The sequence below is a fragment of the Amycolatopsis sp. NPDC089917 genome, from assembly GCF_040684635.1.
Taxonomy (GTDB): domain Bacteria; phylum Actinomycetota; class Actinomycetes; order Mycobacteriales; family Pseudonocardiaceae; genus Amycolatopsis.
Genome location: NZ_JBFBGL010000042.1, coordinates 1 through 15,657, shown reverse-complemented (window position 1 = coordinate 15,657; position 15,657 = coordinate 1). Strand labels below are relative to the sequence as shown.

General features: G+C 70.6%; 15 protein-coding genes. 6 read left to right on the top strand and 9 right to left on the bottom strand.

What is annotated here, in order from left to right:
* Nucleotides 1-12 precede the first annotated feature (12 nt).
* On the bottom strand, nucleotides 13-1,968 hold the full coding sequence (gene uvrC, locus AB0N89_RS27360; protein WP_364209734.1) for an excinuclease ABC subunit UvrC: 1,956 nt from the start codon (nucleotides 1,966-1,968) through the stop codon (nucleotides 13-15).
* A 250-nt stretch (nucleotides 1,969-2,218) separates the two neighbouring features.
* Between uvrC and AB0N89_RS27355 the strand changes: the two genes are divergently transcribed.
* Together AB0N89_RS27355 and AB0N89_RS27350 are read left to right on the top strand one after the other, a co-directional pair.
* Complete coding sequence (locus AB0N89_RS27355) at nucleotides 2,219-2,956, top strand: trypsin-like serine protease (protein ID WP_364209731.1); 738 nt, start codon at nucleotides 2,219-2,221, stop codon at nucleotides 2,954-2,956.
* A gap of 95 nt (nucleotides 2,957-3,051) precedes the next feature.
* Entirely contained in the window at nucleotides 3,052-3,831 is a 780-nt protein-coding gene (locus AB0N89_RS27350) for an exodeoxyribonuclease III (protein WP_364209728.1), read from the top strand.
* Between the two features lie 297 nt (nucleotides 3,832-4,128).
* Here the strand turns inward: AB0N89_RS27350 and AB0N89_RS27345 are convergent, their stop codons facing one another.
* The 5 genes from AB0N89_RS27345 to rpe form a co-directional block, all read right to left on the bottom strand.
* Nucleotides 4,129-4,572, bottom strand: a complete 444-nt coding sequence (locus AB0N89_RS27345; RefSeq protein ID WP_364209725.1) for a PH domain-containing protein — start codon at nucleotides 4,570-4,572, stop codon at nucleotides 4,129-4,131.
* Between the two features lie 17 nt (nucleotides 4,573-4,589).
* The gene (ribH, locus tag AB0N89_RS27340; RefSeq protein WP_005152326.1) at nucleotides 4,590-5,096 is read right to left on the bottom strand and encodes a 6,7-dimethyl-8-ribityllumazine synthase; all 507 of its coding nucleotides are present in this window, start codon (nucleotides 5,094-5,096) and stop codon (nucleotides 4,590-4,592) included.
* Nucleotides 5,093-6,367, bottom strand: a complete 1,275-nt coding sequence (locus tag AB0N89_RS27335) for a bifunctional 3,4-dihydroxy-2-butanone-4-phosphate synthase/GTP cyclohydrolase II (RefSeq protein WP_364209844.1) — start codon at nucleotides 6,365-6,367, stop codon at nucleotides 5,093-5,095. Before AB0N89_RS27335 ends, ribH begins: the two co-directional genes overlap by 4 nt.
* A gap of 53 nt (nucleotides 6,368-6,420) precedes the next feature.
* Complete coding sequence (locus AB0N89_RS27330) at nucleotides 6,421-7,044, bottom strand: riboflavin synthase (RefSeq protein ID WP_005152328.1); 624 nt, start codon at nucleotides 7,042-7,044, stop codon at nucleotides 6,421-6,423.
* A 113-nt stretch (nucleotides 7,045-7,157) separates the two neighbouring features.
* Nucleotides 7,158-7,826: a ribulose-phosphate 3-epimerase gene (gene rpe, locus AB0N89_RS27325; RefSeq protein WP_039915865.1), complete on the bottom strand. Its 669-nt coding sequence runs from the start codon at nucleotides 7,824-7,826 to the stop codon at nucleotides 7,158-7,160.
* A 145-nt stretch (nucleotides 7,827-7,971) separates the two neighbouring features.
* On the opposite strand from rpe, the gene AB0N89_RS27320 reads away from it, so the two are divergent.
* From AB0N89_RS27320 to AB0N89_RS27305, 4 genes are all read left to right on the top strand, one after another.
* Complete coding sequence (locus AB0N89_RS27320; RefSeq protein ID WP_364209721.1) at nucleotides 7,972-9,207, top strand: histidine kinase; 1,236 nt, start codon at nucleotides 7,972-7,974, stop codon at nucleotides 9,205-9,207.
* A complete protein-coding gene (locus AB0N89_RS27315) occupies nucleotides 9,204-9,863 on the top strand; it encodes a response regulator transcription factor (RefSeq protein ID WP_020637219.1) in 660 nt (219 codons plus the stop codon). Before AB0N89_RS27320 ends, AB0N89_RS27315 begins: the two co-directional genes overlap by 4 nt.
* Before the next feature lie 107 nt (nucleotides 9,864-9,970).
* On the top strand, nucleotides 9,971-11,356 hold the full coding sequence (phoA, locus tag AB0N89_RS27310; RefSeq protein WP_364209718.1) for an alkaline phosphatase: 1,386 nt from the start codon (nucleotides 9,971-9,973) through the stop codon (nucleotides 11,354-11,356).
* Nucleotides 11,357-11,465: 109 nt separating this feature from the next.
* Nucleotides 11,466-12,590 carry a serine hydrolase domain-containing protein gene (locus tag AB0N89_RS27305; RefSeq protein WP_364209715.1) on the top strand — a complete coding sequence of 375 codons (1,125 nt, stop codon included), beginning with the start codon at nucleotides 11,466-11,468 and terminating at the stop codon, nucleotides 12,588-12,590.
* Here AB0N89_RS27305 and AB0N89_RS27300 read toward each other — a convergent pair.
* The 3 genes from AB0N89_RS27300 to fmt are packed head-to-tail and all read right to left on the bottom strand — an operon-like array spanning nucleotide 12,587 to nucleotide 15,449.
* Nucleotides 12,587-13,093 (bottom strand): flavoprotein, encoded by a 507-nt coding sequence (locus tag AB0N89_RS27300; RefSeq protein WP_364209712.1) that lies wholly within the window; start codon nucleotides 13,091-13,093, stop codon nucleotides 12,587-12,589. The two genes, AB0N89_RS27305 and AB0N89_RS27300, sit on opposite strands and share 4 nt — an antisense overlap.
* The gene (locus tag AB0N89_RS27295) at nucleotides 13,090-14,526 is read right to left on the bottom strand and encodes an RsmB/NOP family class I SAM-dependent RNA methyltransferase (protein WP_364209709.1); all 1,437 of its coding nucleotides are present in this window, start codon (nucleotides 14,524-14,526) and stop codon (nucleotides 13,090-13,092) included. Before AB0N89_RS27295 ends, AB0N89_RS27300 begins: the two co-directional genes overlap by 4 nt.
* Nucleotides 14,523-15,449: a methionyl-tRNA formyltransferase gene (gene fmt / locus AB0N89_RS27290; RefSeq protein ID WP_364209706.1), complete on the bottom strand. Its 927-nt coding sequence runs from the start codon at nucleotides 15,447-15,449 to the stop codon at nucleotides 14,523-14,525. Before fmt ends, AB0N89_RS27295 begins: the two co-directional genes overlap by 4 nt.
* Between the last annotated feature and the right edge of the window lie 208 nt (nucleotides 15,450-15,657).

The following is a 15,657-nucleotide window of genomic DNA, read 5'->3' as shown; positions in this document are numbered from 1 at the left end:
TCCTTTCCCCGATCACGTACTGGACTCCCCCGCCGCCCCGGACTCCCCTGCGAGTGCCGCGACGACCGCCTCCGCGGTGCGCCTGCCGAAGCCGGGCACCGCCTCGATCTCTTCGAGTCTTGCTTCGCGAAGTTTCTTCACCGAGCCGAAATGCTTGATCAGCGCGGTACGACGAGCCTGCCCCAGTCCCGGCACACCGTCCAATGCGGACACCTGCATCCGCTTGGACCGCTTCTCCCGGTGGTACCGGATGGCGAAGCGGTGCGCCTCGTCGCGCAGCCGCTGCAGCAGGTACAGCGCGTCGGAGGTGCGCGGCAGGATCACCGGATCGGGATCTCCCGGCAGCCACACCTCCTCCAGCCGCTTCGCCAGGCCGACCACGGTCAGATCGGTGATGCCGAGCTCCGAGAGCACGTCCGCGGCCGCGGTGGCCTGCGGGCCCGCGCCGTCGACGACCAGCAGGTTCGGCGCGTAGGCGAACTTTCGCGGCTTGCCGGTCTCCGGGTCGATGCCGGGACGGTCCGGATCGACCTCGACGCCCTCGGCGTTTTCCTTGAGATACCGGGAAAAACGGCGGCGGACGACCTCGGCGATCGACGCGACGTCGCCTTCCTCCGCGGCCTCGCGCAAGGCGAAGCGCCGGTACTCGGACTTGCGCGGGATCCCGTCCTCGAACACCACGAGCGACGCGACCACGTCGCTGCCCTGGATGTGGCTGATGTCGACGCATTCGATGCGCAGCGGCGCGGTTTCCAGCGCCAGGTAGTCCTGGAGTTCCGCCAGCGCGGCCGAGCGGGCCGTGAGGTCGCCGGCGCGGCGCAGTTTGTGCTGGGTGAACGCCTCGCCGGCGTTGCGCGTCACCGTCTCCGCGAGCGCGCGTTTGTCACCGCGCTGCGGCACCCGCAGGCTCACCTTCGACCCGCGCAGCCCGGAAAGCCATTCGCCGAGCGCTTCCGCGTCGGCGGGCAGTTCGGGGACGAGCACCTCGCGCGGCACCGGCGGACCGCTGTCGGGATCGTCCGCGCGTTCGGCCTGTTCGCCGTAGAACTGCGTGAGGAAATGGTCGACGAGGTCCTGGACGTCCATCTCTTCGGCCTTGTCGATCACCCAGCCGCGCTGGCCGCGGACGCGCCCGCCGCGCACGTGGAAGACCTGGACCGCGGCTTCGAGTTCGTCGTGGGCGAAGGCGACGACGTCCGCGTCGGTGCCGTCGCCGAGCACGACCGCCTGCTTCTCCATCGCGCGCCGCAGGGCGCCGAGGTCGTCACGCAGGCGGGCGGCGCGTTCGAACTCCAGTTCCTCGGACGCGGCCGCCATTTCCTGTTCCAGACGGCGGATCAGCGCGTCGGTGCGGCCGGCGAGGAAGTCGCAGAAGTCCTCGACGATCGCGCGGTGCTCGTCGGCGGAGACCTTGCCGACGCACGGCGCGGAACATTTGCCGATGTAGCCGAGCAGGCATGGCCTGCCGATCTGGCCGTGCCGTTTGAAGACGCCCGCCGAACAGGTGCGCGCCGGGAAGACCCGGAGCAACAGGTCGAGCGTCTCGCGGATCGCCCAAGCGTGCGCGTACGGGCCGAAGTACCGCACGCCCTTCCTCCGCGCGCCGCGATAGACGTGCAGACGCGGGAACTCCTCGTGCATCGTGACGGCGAGCATCGGGTAGCTCTTGTCGTCGCGATAGCGGACGTTGAACCGCGGGTCGAACTCCTTGATCCAGTTGTACTCCAGCTGGAGCGCCTCGACCTCGGTGCCCACCACGGTCCACTCGACGCTCGCCGCCGTGGTCACCATCTGGCGCGTGCGCGGGTGCAAGCCGGTGATGTCGGCGAAGTACGAGTTCAGCCTGCTGCGGAGGCTTTTCGCCTTGCCGACGTAGATGACCCTCTTCGTGGCGTCACGAAATTTGTACACGCCAGGGGCGTCCGGGATGCTCCCCGGCGAGGGACGGTAGGTGGTCGGGTCAGCCACGTGGTCAAGCCTATGGGGCACCACCGACAGTCTTACGAGCCCCCGTCCTTAGACCGGCTCCGGTCAACCCTTCGAGTGGCCGTTCCCACGATTCGGTCCGTAATTCACTACGTATACCGACCTAAGTCGGGTATTCGGCCGGAACCGACGTTCGTTGGTTCCTATCGGGTGAACCGGGTGATTACTTTCCGTCCCAGTTCCACTTCACTCGGTTTCTTCGTCAGATGACGCTCGAAAGGACTCCTGCACCGTGAGCCGTCTTCGTACGCTGGGCGCCGCCACACTCGCCGCCGCAGCCCTCACCATGACCGCGGGCGCCGTCGCCTCCGCGGGCACCCCGACCGGTGTCCAGCCGAACATCGTGGGCGGCGGCACCGCCCCCACCGTGAGCTGGGGCGCCCAGGTCTACGTCAACACCCCCGGCCGCGACTGGGATGGCTTCAACTGCTCCGGCAGCGTCATCGCCCAGCGCTGGGTCCTGACCGCCAAGCACTGCCTCGACTCCGACGGCAGCGGCATGCGCGTCCGCGTCGGCAGCAACCAGCTCCAGGGCGGCCGCGTGATCGCCGTCGACCGCAAGGTGTCCTCGCCCGCCGGTTCCGACATCTCGCTGCTGCACCTGGCCTCCGACGCCGGTGTCACGCCGATCACGCTGGCCAGCTCGAACCCGTCGACCGGCAGCACCAACCAGCTCTACGGCTGGGGCCGTGAGACCCCGACCGGCCCGCCCGCCTCGGCGCTGAAGGTGGCCAACGTCCGCGTCAGCGGTAGCTCGTCGGACGCCTACGGCGGCCCGGCCATCCAGAGCGTCGGCATCAACGGTTCGGCGTGGAAGGGCGACTCGGGCGGCCCCCAGGTCTCCAACGGCGTCCAGGTCGGTGTCGCTTCGACCGTCCAGAACCAGAGCGGCTCGAACACCCGCGGCACCAACAACTACGGCAGCGTCGCTTCGGCCCGCTCCTGGATCCGCACGACCACCGGGGTCTGACCTCACACCCCGGTGGGGGCCCCTCCGAGACGCGACCCGTCTCGGAGGGGCCCTTTCGCGTCAAGGTGTCGGTGGGGTGTGGGACGCTCGCGGGCATGCGGATCGCGACCTGGAACGTGAACTCGATCGGGCCCCGGCTGCCGAGGGTGCTGGAGTGGCTCGGCTCGGTGCAGCCGGACGTGCTGTGCCTGCAGGAACTCAAGAGCGGCACCGACGCCTTCCCCTACGACGCCGTGCGGGAAGCGGGCTACGAGACGGCCGCGTACGGCATCGGGCGCTGGAACGGCGTGGCCATCCTGTCCCGTGTCGGCCTGGAGGACGTGACGCGCGGGCTGACCGGCGAGCCCACCTTCGAGGACAAGACCGACGCGCGGGCCATCGGCGCCACCTGCGGCGGGGTGCGGCTGTGGTCGGTGTACGTGCCGAACGGACGCGACCTGGAGAACCCGCACTACGACTACAAGCTCGCCTGGCTCTCGGCGCTGGAGGCGACCGTGCGGGAGGAGCAGGCGCGCGGGCTGCCGTTCGCCGTGCTGGGCGACTTCAACATCGCGCCGACCGACGCGGACGTCTGGGACATCGGCGTGTTCGCCGAGTCGACGCACGTGACCGAGCCGGAGCGGAAGGCGCTCGCGGCGCTGCGCGACCTCGGCCTGTCCGACGTGTTCCCGCGGCCGCTGAAGTACGACCACCCGTTCACGTACTGGGACTACCGGGCCGGGAACTTCCCGAACAACAAGGGGATGCGGATCGACCTCGTGTACGCCGACTCCCGTGTCTCCGATGCGGTCACGGATTCCTATGTGGACCGTGAGGCGCGGAAGGGCAAGGGGCCCTCGGATCACGCGCCGATCGTGGTGGATCTTTCGCTCTAGGCTGCCGCGCTGGTTGTGTCATGAGGGGTCCCCATGGGACAAGTTCTGTCCTATGGGGACCCCTCATGACATCCCGGCACCCTCACAGGGGCGTGACGGGCGCTTGCCCGGCTGAGGGTGGCGGAGGTCGGTTCCTGTGTCCCGAAAGCCACTTTCGGGACGCCAGACGTCGCGAAAGTGGCTTTCGCGACGTGAACGGACGTGAGCGCCCGCGTTACCCGTGCACCACCAGCGCCACGCCCCACCCCGAGTGCAAGGAACGGACCGTTCGTAGCACGCGAAAGAGACCGAAGCGGCTCAGGACTCCCAAGCGGCCTTGTGCAGCCGCCGCAGCGCCCGCACCGCGGCCACCGCGCGGTCCCGGTCCACCGCCTGCACGGCCATGACCGAGTAGTACTCGTCGTCCGGCAGCTCCAGCCGCGCCCACGAAGCCCCGTCCGGGAAGCTCACCGAGAGCACCTCGCTCCACGCGAACTTCTTGGTCAGCAGCACGTTCCGGACCTCGATGCCGTCGGCGTCGGCCTTCACGCGCGCGGTCGCGAACAGCATCGTGCCCGCGGCGAGCAGGATCCCGATGCCGATCATCGCCGCCTGGTCGGACGGCTGGAAGATCACGCCGGTGTCCGAGCCGCGCAGCAGGACCGCGACGACCACGAACGTCGCCAGCAGGATCACCGCCAGCACCGAGCACATCACCAGGGCGCGGCGGGGCCGCACCACCACGACCTCGGACTCTGTCATCACATCCGCCTCGACGCTCACACGAAGCCCCGCTCGGTCCACGGCTGGCGCAGGTTGCGCAGCGCGTGCGCGGCGTCCAGAGCGGCGACGGTCGCTTCGTAGCCCTTGTCCTCGACGGAACCGGGCAGACCGGACCGGTCGAGGGCCTGCTGCTCGGTGTCGCAGGTCAGGACGCCGTTGCCGACCGGGGTGCTCTCGTCGAGCGCGACCCTGGTCAGGCCCGCGGTGACCGCGTCGCAGACGTACTCGAAGTGCGGCGTCCCGCCCCGGACGACCACGCCCAGCGCGACGACCGCGTCGTGCGTCCGGGCCAGCGCCTGCGCGGCGACGGGCAGCTCGACGGCACCCGCGACGCGCACGACCGTCGGCTCCTCCTCCAGGTCCGCCACCTTCGCGGCCTCAAGGGCTCGTTCCAGCAGCGCGCCCGTGATCTTCGTGTGCCAGCGCGTGGCCACGATCCCGAGCCGGATGTTCTTACAGTCGGACAGGTCGAGTTCGACGTCCGGACGGCCCTCGCCGCTCACCGCGTGCCACCTCCGTTGCCCTGGTCGACCTCGGCGCCGACCTGGTCGAAATGCTCCAGCTGGGACAGGTCGTGCCCCATCCGGTCCCGCTTGGTCTTGAGGTAGCGCAGGTTCTCCGGGTTCGGCGAGATCGGCAGCGACACCCGGCCGGTGACCCGCAGACCGTAGCCCTCCAGCCCGACGCGCTTGGCCGGGTTGTTCGTCAGCAGCCGCATCGAGCGGACGCCGAGGTCGCACAGGATCTGCGCGCCGGTGCCGTAGTCCCGCGCGTCGGCGGGGACGCCGAGCTGCAGGTTCGCGTCGACGGTGTCCGCGCCGGCGTCCTGCAGCTGGTAGGCCTGCAGTTTGTGCAGCAGGCCGATGCCCCGGCCCTCGTGCCCGCGGATGTAGAGCACGACGCCGCGGCCTTCCTTGGCCACCGCTTCCAGGGCCGCCTCCAGCTGCGGGCCGCAGTCGCAGCGCAGCGAGCCGAAGACGTCGCCGGTGAGGCATTCGGAGTGCACGCGGACCAGGATGTCCTCGCCGTCGCCGATCTCGCCGAAGACGAAGGCGATGTGCTCGATGCCGTCGAGCAGGCTGTCGTAGCCGACCGCGCGGAACGTGCCCGCGTTCAGCGGGATGCGCGCCTCGGCGACCCGCTCGACCTGCTTCTCGGTGCGCCGCCGGTACGCGATCAGGTCGGCGATGGTGATCATCTTGAGGTCGTGGTCCGCGGCGAACACTTCCAGCTCGTCGCGGCGGGCCATGTCGCCCTCGTCCTTCTGCGACACGATCTCGCAGAGCACGCCGGACGGCGAGAGCCCGGCGAGGCGGGCCAGGTCAACGGCGGCTTCGGTGTGACCCGGGCGCCGCAGGACGCCGCCCTGCTTGGCGCGCAGCGGGACCACGTGGCCGGGACGCCGGAAGTCCGACGCCTTGGACGCCGGGTCGGCGAGCAGGCGGACGGTGTGCGACCGGTCGGCCGCGGAGATGCCGGTGGTGATGCCCTCGGCGGCGTCGACCGTGACGCTGTACGCGGTCCCGCGCTGGTCCTGGTTCGTGTGGTACATCGGCGGCAGGTCGAGCCTGTCCGCCTCGGCCTCGGTCAGCGCCACGCAGACGTAACCCGAGGTGTAGCGCACCATGAAGGCCATCATCTCGGGCGTGGCCTTCTCCGCCGCGAAGATCAGGTCGCCCTCGTTCTCGCGGTCCTCGTCGTCCACCACGACGACCGGACGGCCCGCCTTGATGTCGGCGATCGCCGCCTCGATGGCATCGGCGTTCACGGCCACCCCGCCTCCACAGGGGGTCAGGTCGGCCGACCCCGGAATCGCACTCGTCTCGCTCACGCCCGCTCCTCCGTACCGCCATTGTCCCCCTGCGTGCGCAGGTGCGGCATGGCCAGCTTCTCGACGTACTTGGCGACCACGTCGACCTCGAGGTTCACCAGGTCACCCGGGGTGTTCCGGCCGAGGGTGGTCAGTTCGAGGGTGGTCGGGATCAGGGCGACGGAGAACTCCTCGTCGGTCACCGAAGCGACCGTGAGGGAGACGCCGTCGACCGCGATCGACCCCTTCTCGACCACGTACCTGGCCAGCTTCGGAGGCAGGGCGAACGAGGTGAGCCCCTGCTCGTCCCGCTTCAGGAAGACACCGGTGCCGTCGACGTGGCCCTGCATGATGTGCCCGCCGAGCCTGCCGCCCGCCGGCGTCGCGCGTTCCAGGTTGACGACGTCGCCGACGTTCACCTTCGCGAGGCTGGAGCGCTGCAGGGTCTCGTGCACGACATCGACGGTAAACTCACCGCCCGCCACCGCGACCACGGTGAGGCACACGCCACTCACCGCGATGGAGTCGCCGTGGCCGGCGTCGCTGGTCACCAGCGGCCCCCGCACGGTCAGCCGCGCGGCGTTGGGAACCTGCTCGACCGCGGTGACCTCGCCGAGTTCCTCGACAATGCCGGTGAACACTCTTGCTGCCCTCCTCCTGGGTGGCGTCGTCGCCGGCGACGACACTCCCCTCATCCAACACCCACGGGAGCCGATTCCTTCTCCTGACCCGATGGGTGGATCAAGAGCCGGGATCAGCCCCGGGCGCGGGCCGCCTGCTCACGCAGCGCCGCGACGGCCTTACCAGGGTCTTCGGCGCCGTAGACGGCGGAACCGGCGACGAAGCAGTCCACTCCGGCCTCGGCGGCCCGCTCGATGGTGTCGGCGTTGATCCCGCCGTCGATCTCGACGACGAGCTTGAGGTGACCGGTGTCGACCAGGCGCCGCGCGGTGCGCACCTTGTCGAGGACACCCTCGATGAACGACTGGCCGCCGAAGCCCGGCTCGACCGACATCACCAGCAGCGTGTCGTAGTGCTTGAGGGTGTCGAGGTGGTCCTCGATCGGCGTGTTCGGCTTGATCGACAGACCGGCCTTCGCCCCGGCCGCGCGGAGGTTCTTCGCCAGCATGACCGGGTCGTGCGCGGCCTCGACGTGCACGGTGACGTTGTAGGCGCCCGCCTCGGCGTACCCGATGGCCCATTTGTCCGGGTTCTCGATCATCAGGTGGCAGTCGATCGGCACGTCGGTGGCCTTGAGCAGCGACTGCACGACGGGCAGCCCGAGAGTCAGGTTCGGCACGAAGTGCGCGTCCATGACGTCGACGTGGACCCAGTCCGCGCGGGTGTCCCCCTCACCGGCGACGGCGCGGATCTCGTCGCCGAGCCGGGCGAAGTCCGCGGAAAGGATGCTGGGGGCGATCAAAGGTCGGTGAGCCACGCGCCCGAGTGTAGGAGGGCACCGCTAACGCCCGCTAACCGGCTGTGACCGGTGTGACGGCCTGGAGTATGACGCGAAATGGCACCACAGTGGGAGGTGCGCGCACGCGCGGCCGAATAGCGTTCCGGTCATGGTCAACCCACTCACAACCCTGGTGCGGATCGGCAGCTACCGCAGCGTGCCGTTCGGACTTCTCGGCATGGCGGCGACGGCGGTGCCGTTCCCGATCGCGCTGATCCCCGCCGTCCTCATCCCCGGCGACGCGAGGGCGAAGCTCGTCTACGGGATGCTCGCGATGGGCGTCCTGGTCGGGCTGATCGGGTTGACCGGGCCGATGCGGCGGGTCGGCATCTGGTTCGCCAACCAGATGCTGGGCACCCGGATCGCGCAGCCCCCGCCCTATACGAAGATCGCCTGGGCGGAACGCTGGCGTTCGGCGGCCTGGCTGCTCGTGCACACCGGGCTCGGCTGGGTGCTGTTCGGTCTCGGCTGCTTCCTGATGTTCGGCTTCGCGTTCGCCTTGATCTGGCTGGGCGGCGGTGGCAGCCCCATCGAGTTCTTCGGCGAACGGATCCGGGTCGAGTCCGGTGCCGCCGGGCTGTGGACGCTGCCGGTCGCCTTCGTCACGCTCGTCGTCATCGCCTACGTCCTCGCCGGTTTCACCAAGCTCTTCCAGTACAGCGCGGTCTCGCTGCTGGGCCCGTCGGCGGCCGAACGCGTCGCCGCGGCCGAGGTCCGGGCGAACCACTTCGAGCAGCGCAACCGGCTGGCCCGCGAGCTGCACGACTCCATCGGCCACACGCTGACGACGTCGACGATCCAGGCCGCCGCGGCCGCCGAACTGGTCGATTCGGAACCGCAGCTGGTGCGCCGGGCACTGGGCACCATCGAGGAGTCGTCCAGGGCCGCGCTCGAAGACCTCGACCACGTCCTCGGCCTGCTGCGGGACGACCGGTCGTCCCGCGAACCCGAACGGCGGCTCCCGGAAGCCGGGACGCTGGCCGAGCGGGCCCGCGCGGGTGGGGCGGAGATCGACTACGAGCTCACCGGTCCCGCCGCCGAACTGCCCGCGACGCTTTCACGAGAGGCGTACCGGATCGTCCAAGAAGGACTGACGAACGCGTTGCGGCACGCCCATCCCGGCCCGGTGACCGTGCGGATCGCGGTGCTCGCCGACGCGCTGCGGATCGAGATCGTGAACCCGCTCGTGGAGCACACGGTCGCCTCCGGCCGCGGCGGCAACGGGCTGCCGGGGCTCACCGAACGCGTCGAGGCGCTGCGCGGCGAGCTCGTCGCGGGTCCCGCCGTCGACGGGGAACCGTTGTGGCGGCTGGTGACCACGATCCCGCTACGGTCGCGCTCATGACCCTGCGTGTCCTGATCGTCGACGACGAACCGCTGCTGCGCGCCGGATTGCGCTCGCTGCTGGACAACCAGCCCGATCTGACCGTGGTCGGCGAGGCGGGTGACGGCGGCGAGGTGGTCGATCTGGTGCGGCGGGTGAACCCCGACGTCGTCCTGATGGACGTCCGGATGCCCGGGGTGGACGGGATCGAGGCGACCCGGCGGGTGCTGGCCGAGATCCCCGAGCCGCCGAAGGTCCTCGTGATCACGACGTTCGACAACGACGACTACGTCTACGACGCGCTGCTGGCCGGGGCCAGCGGATTCCTGCTGAAGCGGGCCCGCAAGGAGGAGTTCGCGCACGCCATCCGGACCATCGCCGCCGGAGAGACGCTGCTGTTCCCGGACGCCATCCGGCGGATGGTCACCGCGCGCCCGGCGCCGTCCGGTCTGGCGCCGCGGCCTTCTTCGCTGACGAAACGGGAGACGGAGGTGCTGCGGCTGATCGCGACCGGGAAGTCCAATGTGGACATAGCGGCCGATCTGGTCATCAGTCTCGAAACCGTCAAAACCCACGTGGGCAACATCTTCGGGAAACTGGGCGCTTCCAACCGCAGCCAGGCGGTCGTGTTCGCTTACGAGACAGGCATCGTCGCACCGGGTCACAGTCTGCGCTAGCGGACCGCCGCTGTTCTTCCCGTGTTCACCCGGAGAACCCCGGCCGCACACATGCGCGGTGACTAATGGGACTGCCCTGATCCCCAGGTATCCCAAGGAGATTTTCGATGGCTTCGCTGTTCACAGGACGGCGCAAATGGCTCGCGGGCGGGGCGCTCGGCGTCACGCTGATCGCGCTGGCGCCCGCCGCGCTCGCCGCCGGCGACGACGCCCGCCTCGCGTCCGCGCAGGGTGACCGCACCCAGGACGTGCGCGCCGCGATCAAGGGCGGCAGCGCCCGCAACGTCATCCTGTTCATCGGCGACGGCATGGGCCAGTCCGAGATCACGTCGGCGCGCAACTACGAACGCGGCGCGGCCGGGCGGCTCGCGATGGACGGCCTCCCCCTCACCGGCGACTACACGACGTACGCGGTCGAGAAGAACAACCCCTCGAAGCCCGACTACGTGACCGACTCGGCCGCTTCCGGCACCGGATGGGCCACCGGCGTGAAGACCTACAACGGCGCGATCTCCGTGGACCCGTACGGCAACGCCGTGCCGTCGATCCTCGAGATCGCCAAGCGTTCGGGCCTGCGCACCGGTGACGTCACCACCGCCGAGGTCCAGGACGCCACCCCCGCGGTGCTCGGCTCGCACGTCGTCAGCCGCGACTGCAAGGGGCCCGACGAGACCAGCGCGAAGTGCGCGGTCAACGCCAAGGAGAACGGCGGCGCCGGTTCCATCGCCGAGCAGCTGGTCCAGACCAAGCCGGACGTCCTGCTCGGCGGCGGCGCGAAGTACTTCGACCAGAAGGTCAAGGCCGGGAAGTTCGCCGGCAAGACCGTGCTGGACCAGGCGAAGTCCGCCGGCTACCAGGTGGTGAACACCGCGGCCGACCTCGACGCGGCCAAGCCCGGCAAGCCGCTGCTCGGCCTGTTCGCCTCCGGCAACCTGCCGGTCAACTGGACCGGCCCGGCCGCGAAGCAGGGCGGCACCCCGCCGACCCGCTGCACGCCGAACCCGGCGCTGCCCAAGACCCAGCCGAAGCTGGCCGACCAGACCCGCAAGGCGCTCTCGCTGCTCGACGACCGCCGCAAGGACAAGGGCTTCTTCCTCCAGGTCGAGGGCGCGAGCATCGACAAGCAGGACCACGCCGCCGACCCGTGCGGCCAGATCGGCGAGACGATCGACTTCGACCAGGCCGTCGCGGCCGGGCTCGCGTTCGCCCGCAGTAACCCCGACACCCTGGTGATCGTCACCGGCGACCACGGCCACACCAGCCAGATCATCGGCAACGGCACCGTCAGCCCCGGCCAGACCGCGACCCTGATCACCAACGAGGGCGCGAACATGACCCTCAACTACGGCACCGGCATGCCCGGCTCGTCGCAGGACCACACCGGCACGCAGATCCGCGTCGCGGGTTACGGTCCGCAGGCGGCGAACGTCGTCGGCCTGACCAACCAGACCGACCTGTTCGACACCCTGAAGCGCGCCCTTCGGCTGCGCTGACCGGTTTCGGAAAGGTGGGGTAGACCCCAGTGAGGGGTGGGGGTCTACCCCATGGCCCCCTGGCTTCGGCCTCCCTAGCTTGGGAGGTACCGAAACCAGGGGGTATCTCATGCGAAAGTCCTTACCCGGTAAGAAGATCATCGCCGTCGGTTCGCTGGTCGCGCTGCTCGCGGCCACGACCGCCGGCCCGGCGGTCGCCGCGACCGGGCCTCGTCACGAGGTCGACGAAGCACTGAAGGCACTCGTACAGGACGGTGTCCCCGGCGCGCAGGCGACGGTGACCAGCGCGTCCGGGCGGTCGTGGTCGGAGCGCGAAGGCGTGGGGAACCTCCAGACCCGGATGCCGTTCCCGCGCGGCGCGAAGTTCCGGGCGGCCAGCGTCACCAAGCCCTTCGTCTCCGTCGTGGTGCTGCAACTGGTCGCCGAGGGGAAGGTCGGGCTGGACACCCCGATCGACCGCTACCTGCCCGGTCTCGTGGCCGGGAACGGCAACGACGGCACCAAGGTCACCGTCCGGCAGCTGCTCCAGCACACCAGCGGGCTCCACGACTACGTCCGCGATCTCGACATCGACGCGTGGCGGCACCGGGGTGCCGAGCCCGAGGAGCTGGTGGCGATCGGCCTGAAGCATCCGCCGGTGTTCGCCCCCGGCACGGGCTGGACGTACTCCAACACGAACTACGTCATCGCCGGCATGCTGATCGAGAAGATCACCGGCCGGTCGGTCTCCACCGAGATCGCGAACAGGATCACCCGGCCGCTCGGCCTGCGCGGGACCTACCTGCCGGTGCGCGGCGACGAAACCCTGCCGTCCCCGCACCCCCAGGGGTACACACCGCGTCCGGCGGGGCTCATCGACTTCACCGACTTCGACCCGTCGGCCGCCGGGGCTTCCGGCGGGCTCGTCTCGACCGGTGAAGACCTGACCCGTTTCTTCGGCGCGCTCGTCGACGGCCGTCTCCTGCCGAAGGCTCAGCTGGCCGAGATGCAGCGGACCGTTCCGGCGCCCGTCGGCGTTCCTGGCGCGGAGTACGGACTCGGCCTCGCGTCCGTGCCGCTGTCCTGCGGCGGCGAGTTCTGGGGGCACGGTGGCAACATCCCCGGCTTCGCGAACCTGTCCGGCGCCGTCCCGCACGGCAAGCGGGTGAACGTCGTGGCGAACCAGGATCCCTTGCCGGACAAGGCTTCGGATCACCTCGCGGCCGCGATCGACGCGGGGTTCTGCGCGCGCTAGACCGCCGGGAGCAGGTCCAGCGCGGAGGTCCAGGGCGCGTCCGGAGTGAGCCGCGTGGTGGTGACGCCCGCCGATTCGAGGGTGTCGAGATGCCGCCGCCACGCCGGATGGTGCACCCGCGTGTCCTGGATCTGGTAACCCAGCACGATCGTGATCCCCGGCGCGCCGAGGACGTCGCCGAGCAGGGTCAGCGCCTGGTTGTCGGCGATGCCCAGGGCCAGTTTCGCCACCGAGTTCGCGGACGCGGGCGCGAACAGGAACACCGAGGGATCCGGATGCGGCCGGGGTTCGCCGGGCAACCGGGAAGTGCTGCGGACCGGCAGCCCGGCGCACGCCTCGAGGTCACCGATCCCGCCGGTCTCCCCCAGCCAGCGGGCCGCGGTCGGGGTCAGCGTGATCGCGAGTTCCCAGCCGCGGTCCGCGGCCGGTTTCGCGAGCTGTGCGGCGAACCGGGTGTCCAGTCCGCCGCACGAGCTCGCGACCAGGCCGAGGACCCTGCTCACCCGGCGGAGTCCGGCTTCCGCAGGACGGCGCAGAACATCGCGTCCGTGCCGTGCCGGTGCGGCCACAGCTGGACGTACGGGCCGTTGCCGAGCTGCGGGACGCCGGGGAAGAACTCCCGCGCGTCGACGATCTCGGCTTTCGCGCGGCGCGCGGTCTCCCCCACGACGCCTTCGGTCTCGGCCAGATGCGGCGAGCAGACGACGTAGGTGACGACGCCGCCGGGGCGGACCAGGTCCAGCGCCGCGGTGATCAGCTGGCCCTGGAGTTTCGTCAGGTCCGAGATGTCACTGGGCTGGCGGCGCCAGCGCGCCTCCGGACGGCGGCGCAGCGAGCCGAGACCACTGCACGGCGCGTCGACCAGGACGCGGTCGTAGCCCGGCTCGAGGTCGGTCTCGCGGCCGTCGGCGACGTGGACGGTCACCGGAAGGCCCTGGACGGCGTTCTCGATCAGCTTCGCGCGATGCGGCGCCTTCTCGACGGCGTCGACGGTCGCGCCGCTGATCGACGCGAGCGCGCCCAGCAGCGCGGCCTTGCCGCCCGGACCGGCGCACAGATCGAGCCAGCGCTCGTCGGAGCCGGTCAGCGGGACCTTGGTGACGGCGACCGCGCACAGCTGGCTGCCCTCGTCCTGGACCGCGGCCAGCTTCTCCTTGATCGGCTCGATGTCGCCGGGGTCGCCGGAGCCCGCGGGCAGCCGGACACCGTAGGGCGAGTACGGGGCGACGTCGCCGCCGGTGATGGCGGCCAGTTCGTCGGCGCTGATCTCGCCGGGGCGGGCGACCAGGTGCACGTCGGGGCGGTCGTCGTCGGCCTCCAGGGCGGCCTTCAGGTCGGCGCCCTTGTCCCCCAGCGCTTCCGCGAACGAACGCGCGACCCAGCGCGGGTGCGCCGTCCGCAGCGCGTAGGCGCCGATCGGGTCGGCTGCCTCGTCCGGGGCCAGTTCGTTCAGCCAGGTCTCTTCGTCCTTTTCGGACACCGAGCGCAGCACGGCGTTCACGAAACCCGCGATCCAGGAACCGACTTCGGCGCGGACGAGGTCCACAGTGGACCCGACGGCGGCGTGCTGGGGGATGCGGGTGCGCAACAGCTGGTACGCGCCGAGCCGCAGGCCGTCCAGCACGATGGCGTCGACCTTCTCCAGCGGACGGTCCAGGCAGGCCGCGATGACGGCGTCCAGCATGCCGACCGCGCGGCAGGTCCCGTAGGTCAGTTCGGTGGCCAGCGCCGCGTCGCGACCGGAGATCCGGCGGTTGCGCAGCAGCTGCGGCAGAACCAGGTTCGCGTACGCGTCGTCTTCCCGCACCGCGCGCAGGACGTCGAAGGCGACCTGCCGGGCCGGGTCGATCTGCGGCGGGCGGCTGGGCCCTTCCTTGCGCGGGGCCGGACGGCCTCGCTGCGGCCTCGACGGCCGGCGTTCCCTACGCTCGTTCACTGCAGGCGCTCTCCTTGTTCGATCCTCGTACCGCGCGCCCAGTCGGTGGCCGCCATCCGCTTCTTCCCCTGCGCCTGCACTTCGCCCAGCCGCACCGGTTTCGACGCCGTGCCGACCAGGACCCGCTTGCGTTCCACGACCAGCTCACCGGGCGGGGGGCCCGGCTCGTCGACGACCGTCACCGGGCCGAGCTTCAGCCGCTCGCCCCGGAACTCCGCCCACGCGCCCGGTTCCGGGCTGACCGCGCGGATCTGCCTGTCGACCGCGGCGGCCGGGTCGGCGAACGACACCCGCGCGTCCTCGACGGTCACCTTGGGCGCGTAGCTCACGCCGTCCCCGGTCTGCTCGACCGCGCGCAGCGTGCCGTCGGCGATCCCGTCCATCGTGGACACGAGCAGCTTCGCCCCGGACTCCGCCAGCCTGCCGAGCAGCTCCCCGGCGGTGTCGCCGGCACCGATCTGCTCGGTGATCACACCGTAGACCGGGCCCGCGTCGAGTTCCTTGACGATCCGGAACGTCGAGGCGCCGGTGATCTCGTCCCCGGCGCGGATCGCGGCCTGGACCGGCGCGGCGCCGCGCCACGCGGGCAGCAGCGAGAAGTGCAGGTTGACCCAGCCGTGCGCCGGGATGTCCAACGCGGCCTGGGGCAGCAGCGCGCCGTACGCGACCACAGGGCACGCGTCCGGGGCGATCTCCGCGAGCCGGGCGAGAAACGCGGGGTCGCTCGCCTTCGGCGGGGTCAGCACCTCGATCCCGTGCTCGTCGGCCAGCGCGCCGATCGGGGACCGGACGACCCGGCGGCCGCGACCCGCCTGCGCGTCGGGGCGGGTGACCACGGCGACGACCTCGTGCTCTTCGGACGCGAGGAGCGCGCGCAGCGACGGGACGGCGGGTTCTGGGGTACCGGCGAAGACCAGGCGCATCAACGCACCTCCACCGGGGGGACGGGTACCTCTGACAGGGCGAACATCGTCGAGAAGTCTAGAAGGGTCCCGCTTCCCCGGCGCGCCCGCTCTCCCCTTGCGGTCAGGGGAAGTCCGTGAAGGCCTCCTTGAGGGACCCAGAGTCCCTCAAGGAGGCCTTCACGGAACGCAGCGGCCTAATCCCGTGGCCAGGGGAGCACGACGGCCC

Coding starts and splice junctions, on each gene's coding strand:
- AB0N89_RS27315 (WP_020637219.1), top strand. CDS start 9,204: ATGACCCTGCGTGTCCTGATCGTCGACGACGAACCGCTGCTGCGCGCC.
- fmt (WP_364209706.1), bottom strand. CDS start 15,449: ATGCGCCTGGTCTTCGCCGGTACCCCAGAACCCGCCGTCCCGTCGCTG.
- AB0N89_RS27350 (WP_364209728.1), top strand. CDS start 3,052: ATGCGGATCGCGACCTGGAACGTGAACTCGATCGGGCCCCGGCTGCCG.
- AB0N89_RS27320 (WP_364209721.1), top strand. CDS start 7,972: ATGGTCAACCCACTCACAACCCTGGTGCGGATCGGCAGCTACCGCAGC.
- AB0N89_RS27345 (WP_364209725.1), bottom strand. CDS start 4,572: ATGACAGAGTCCGAGGTCGTGGTGGTGCGGCCCCGCCGCGCCCTGGTG.
- AB0N89_RS27305 (WP_364209715.1), top strand. CDS start 11,466: ATGCGAAAGTCCTTACCCGGTAAGAAGATCATCGCCGTCGGTTCGCTG.
- phoA (WP_364209718.1), top strand. CDS start 9,971: ATGGCTTCGCTGTTCACAGGACGGCGCAAATGGCTCGCGGGCGGGGCG.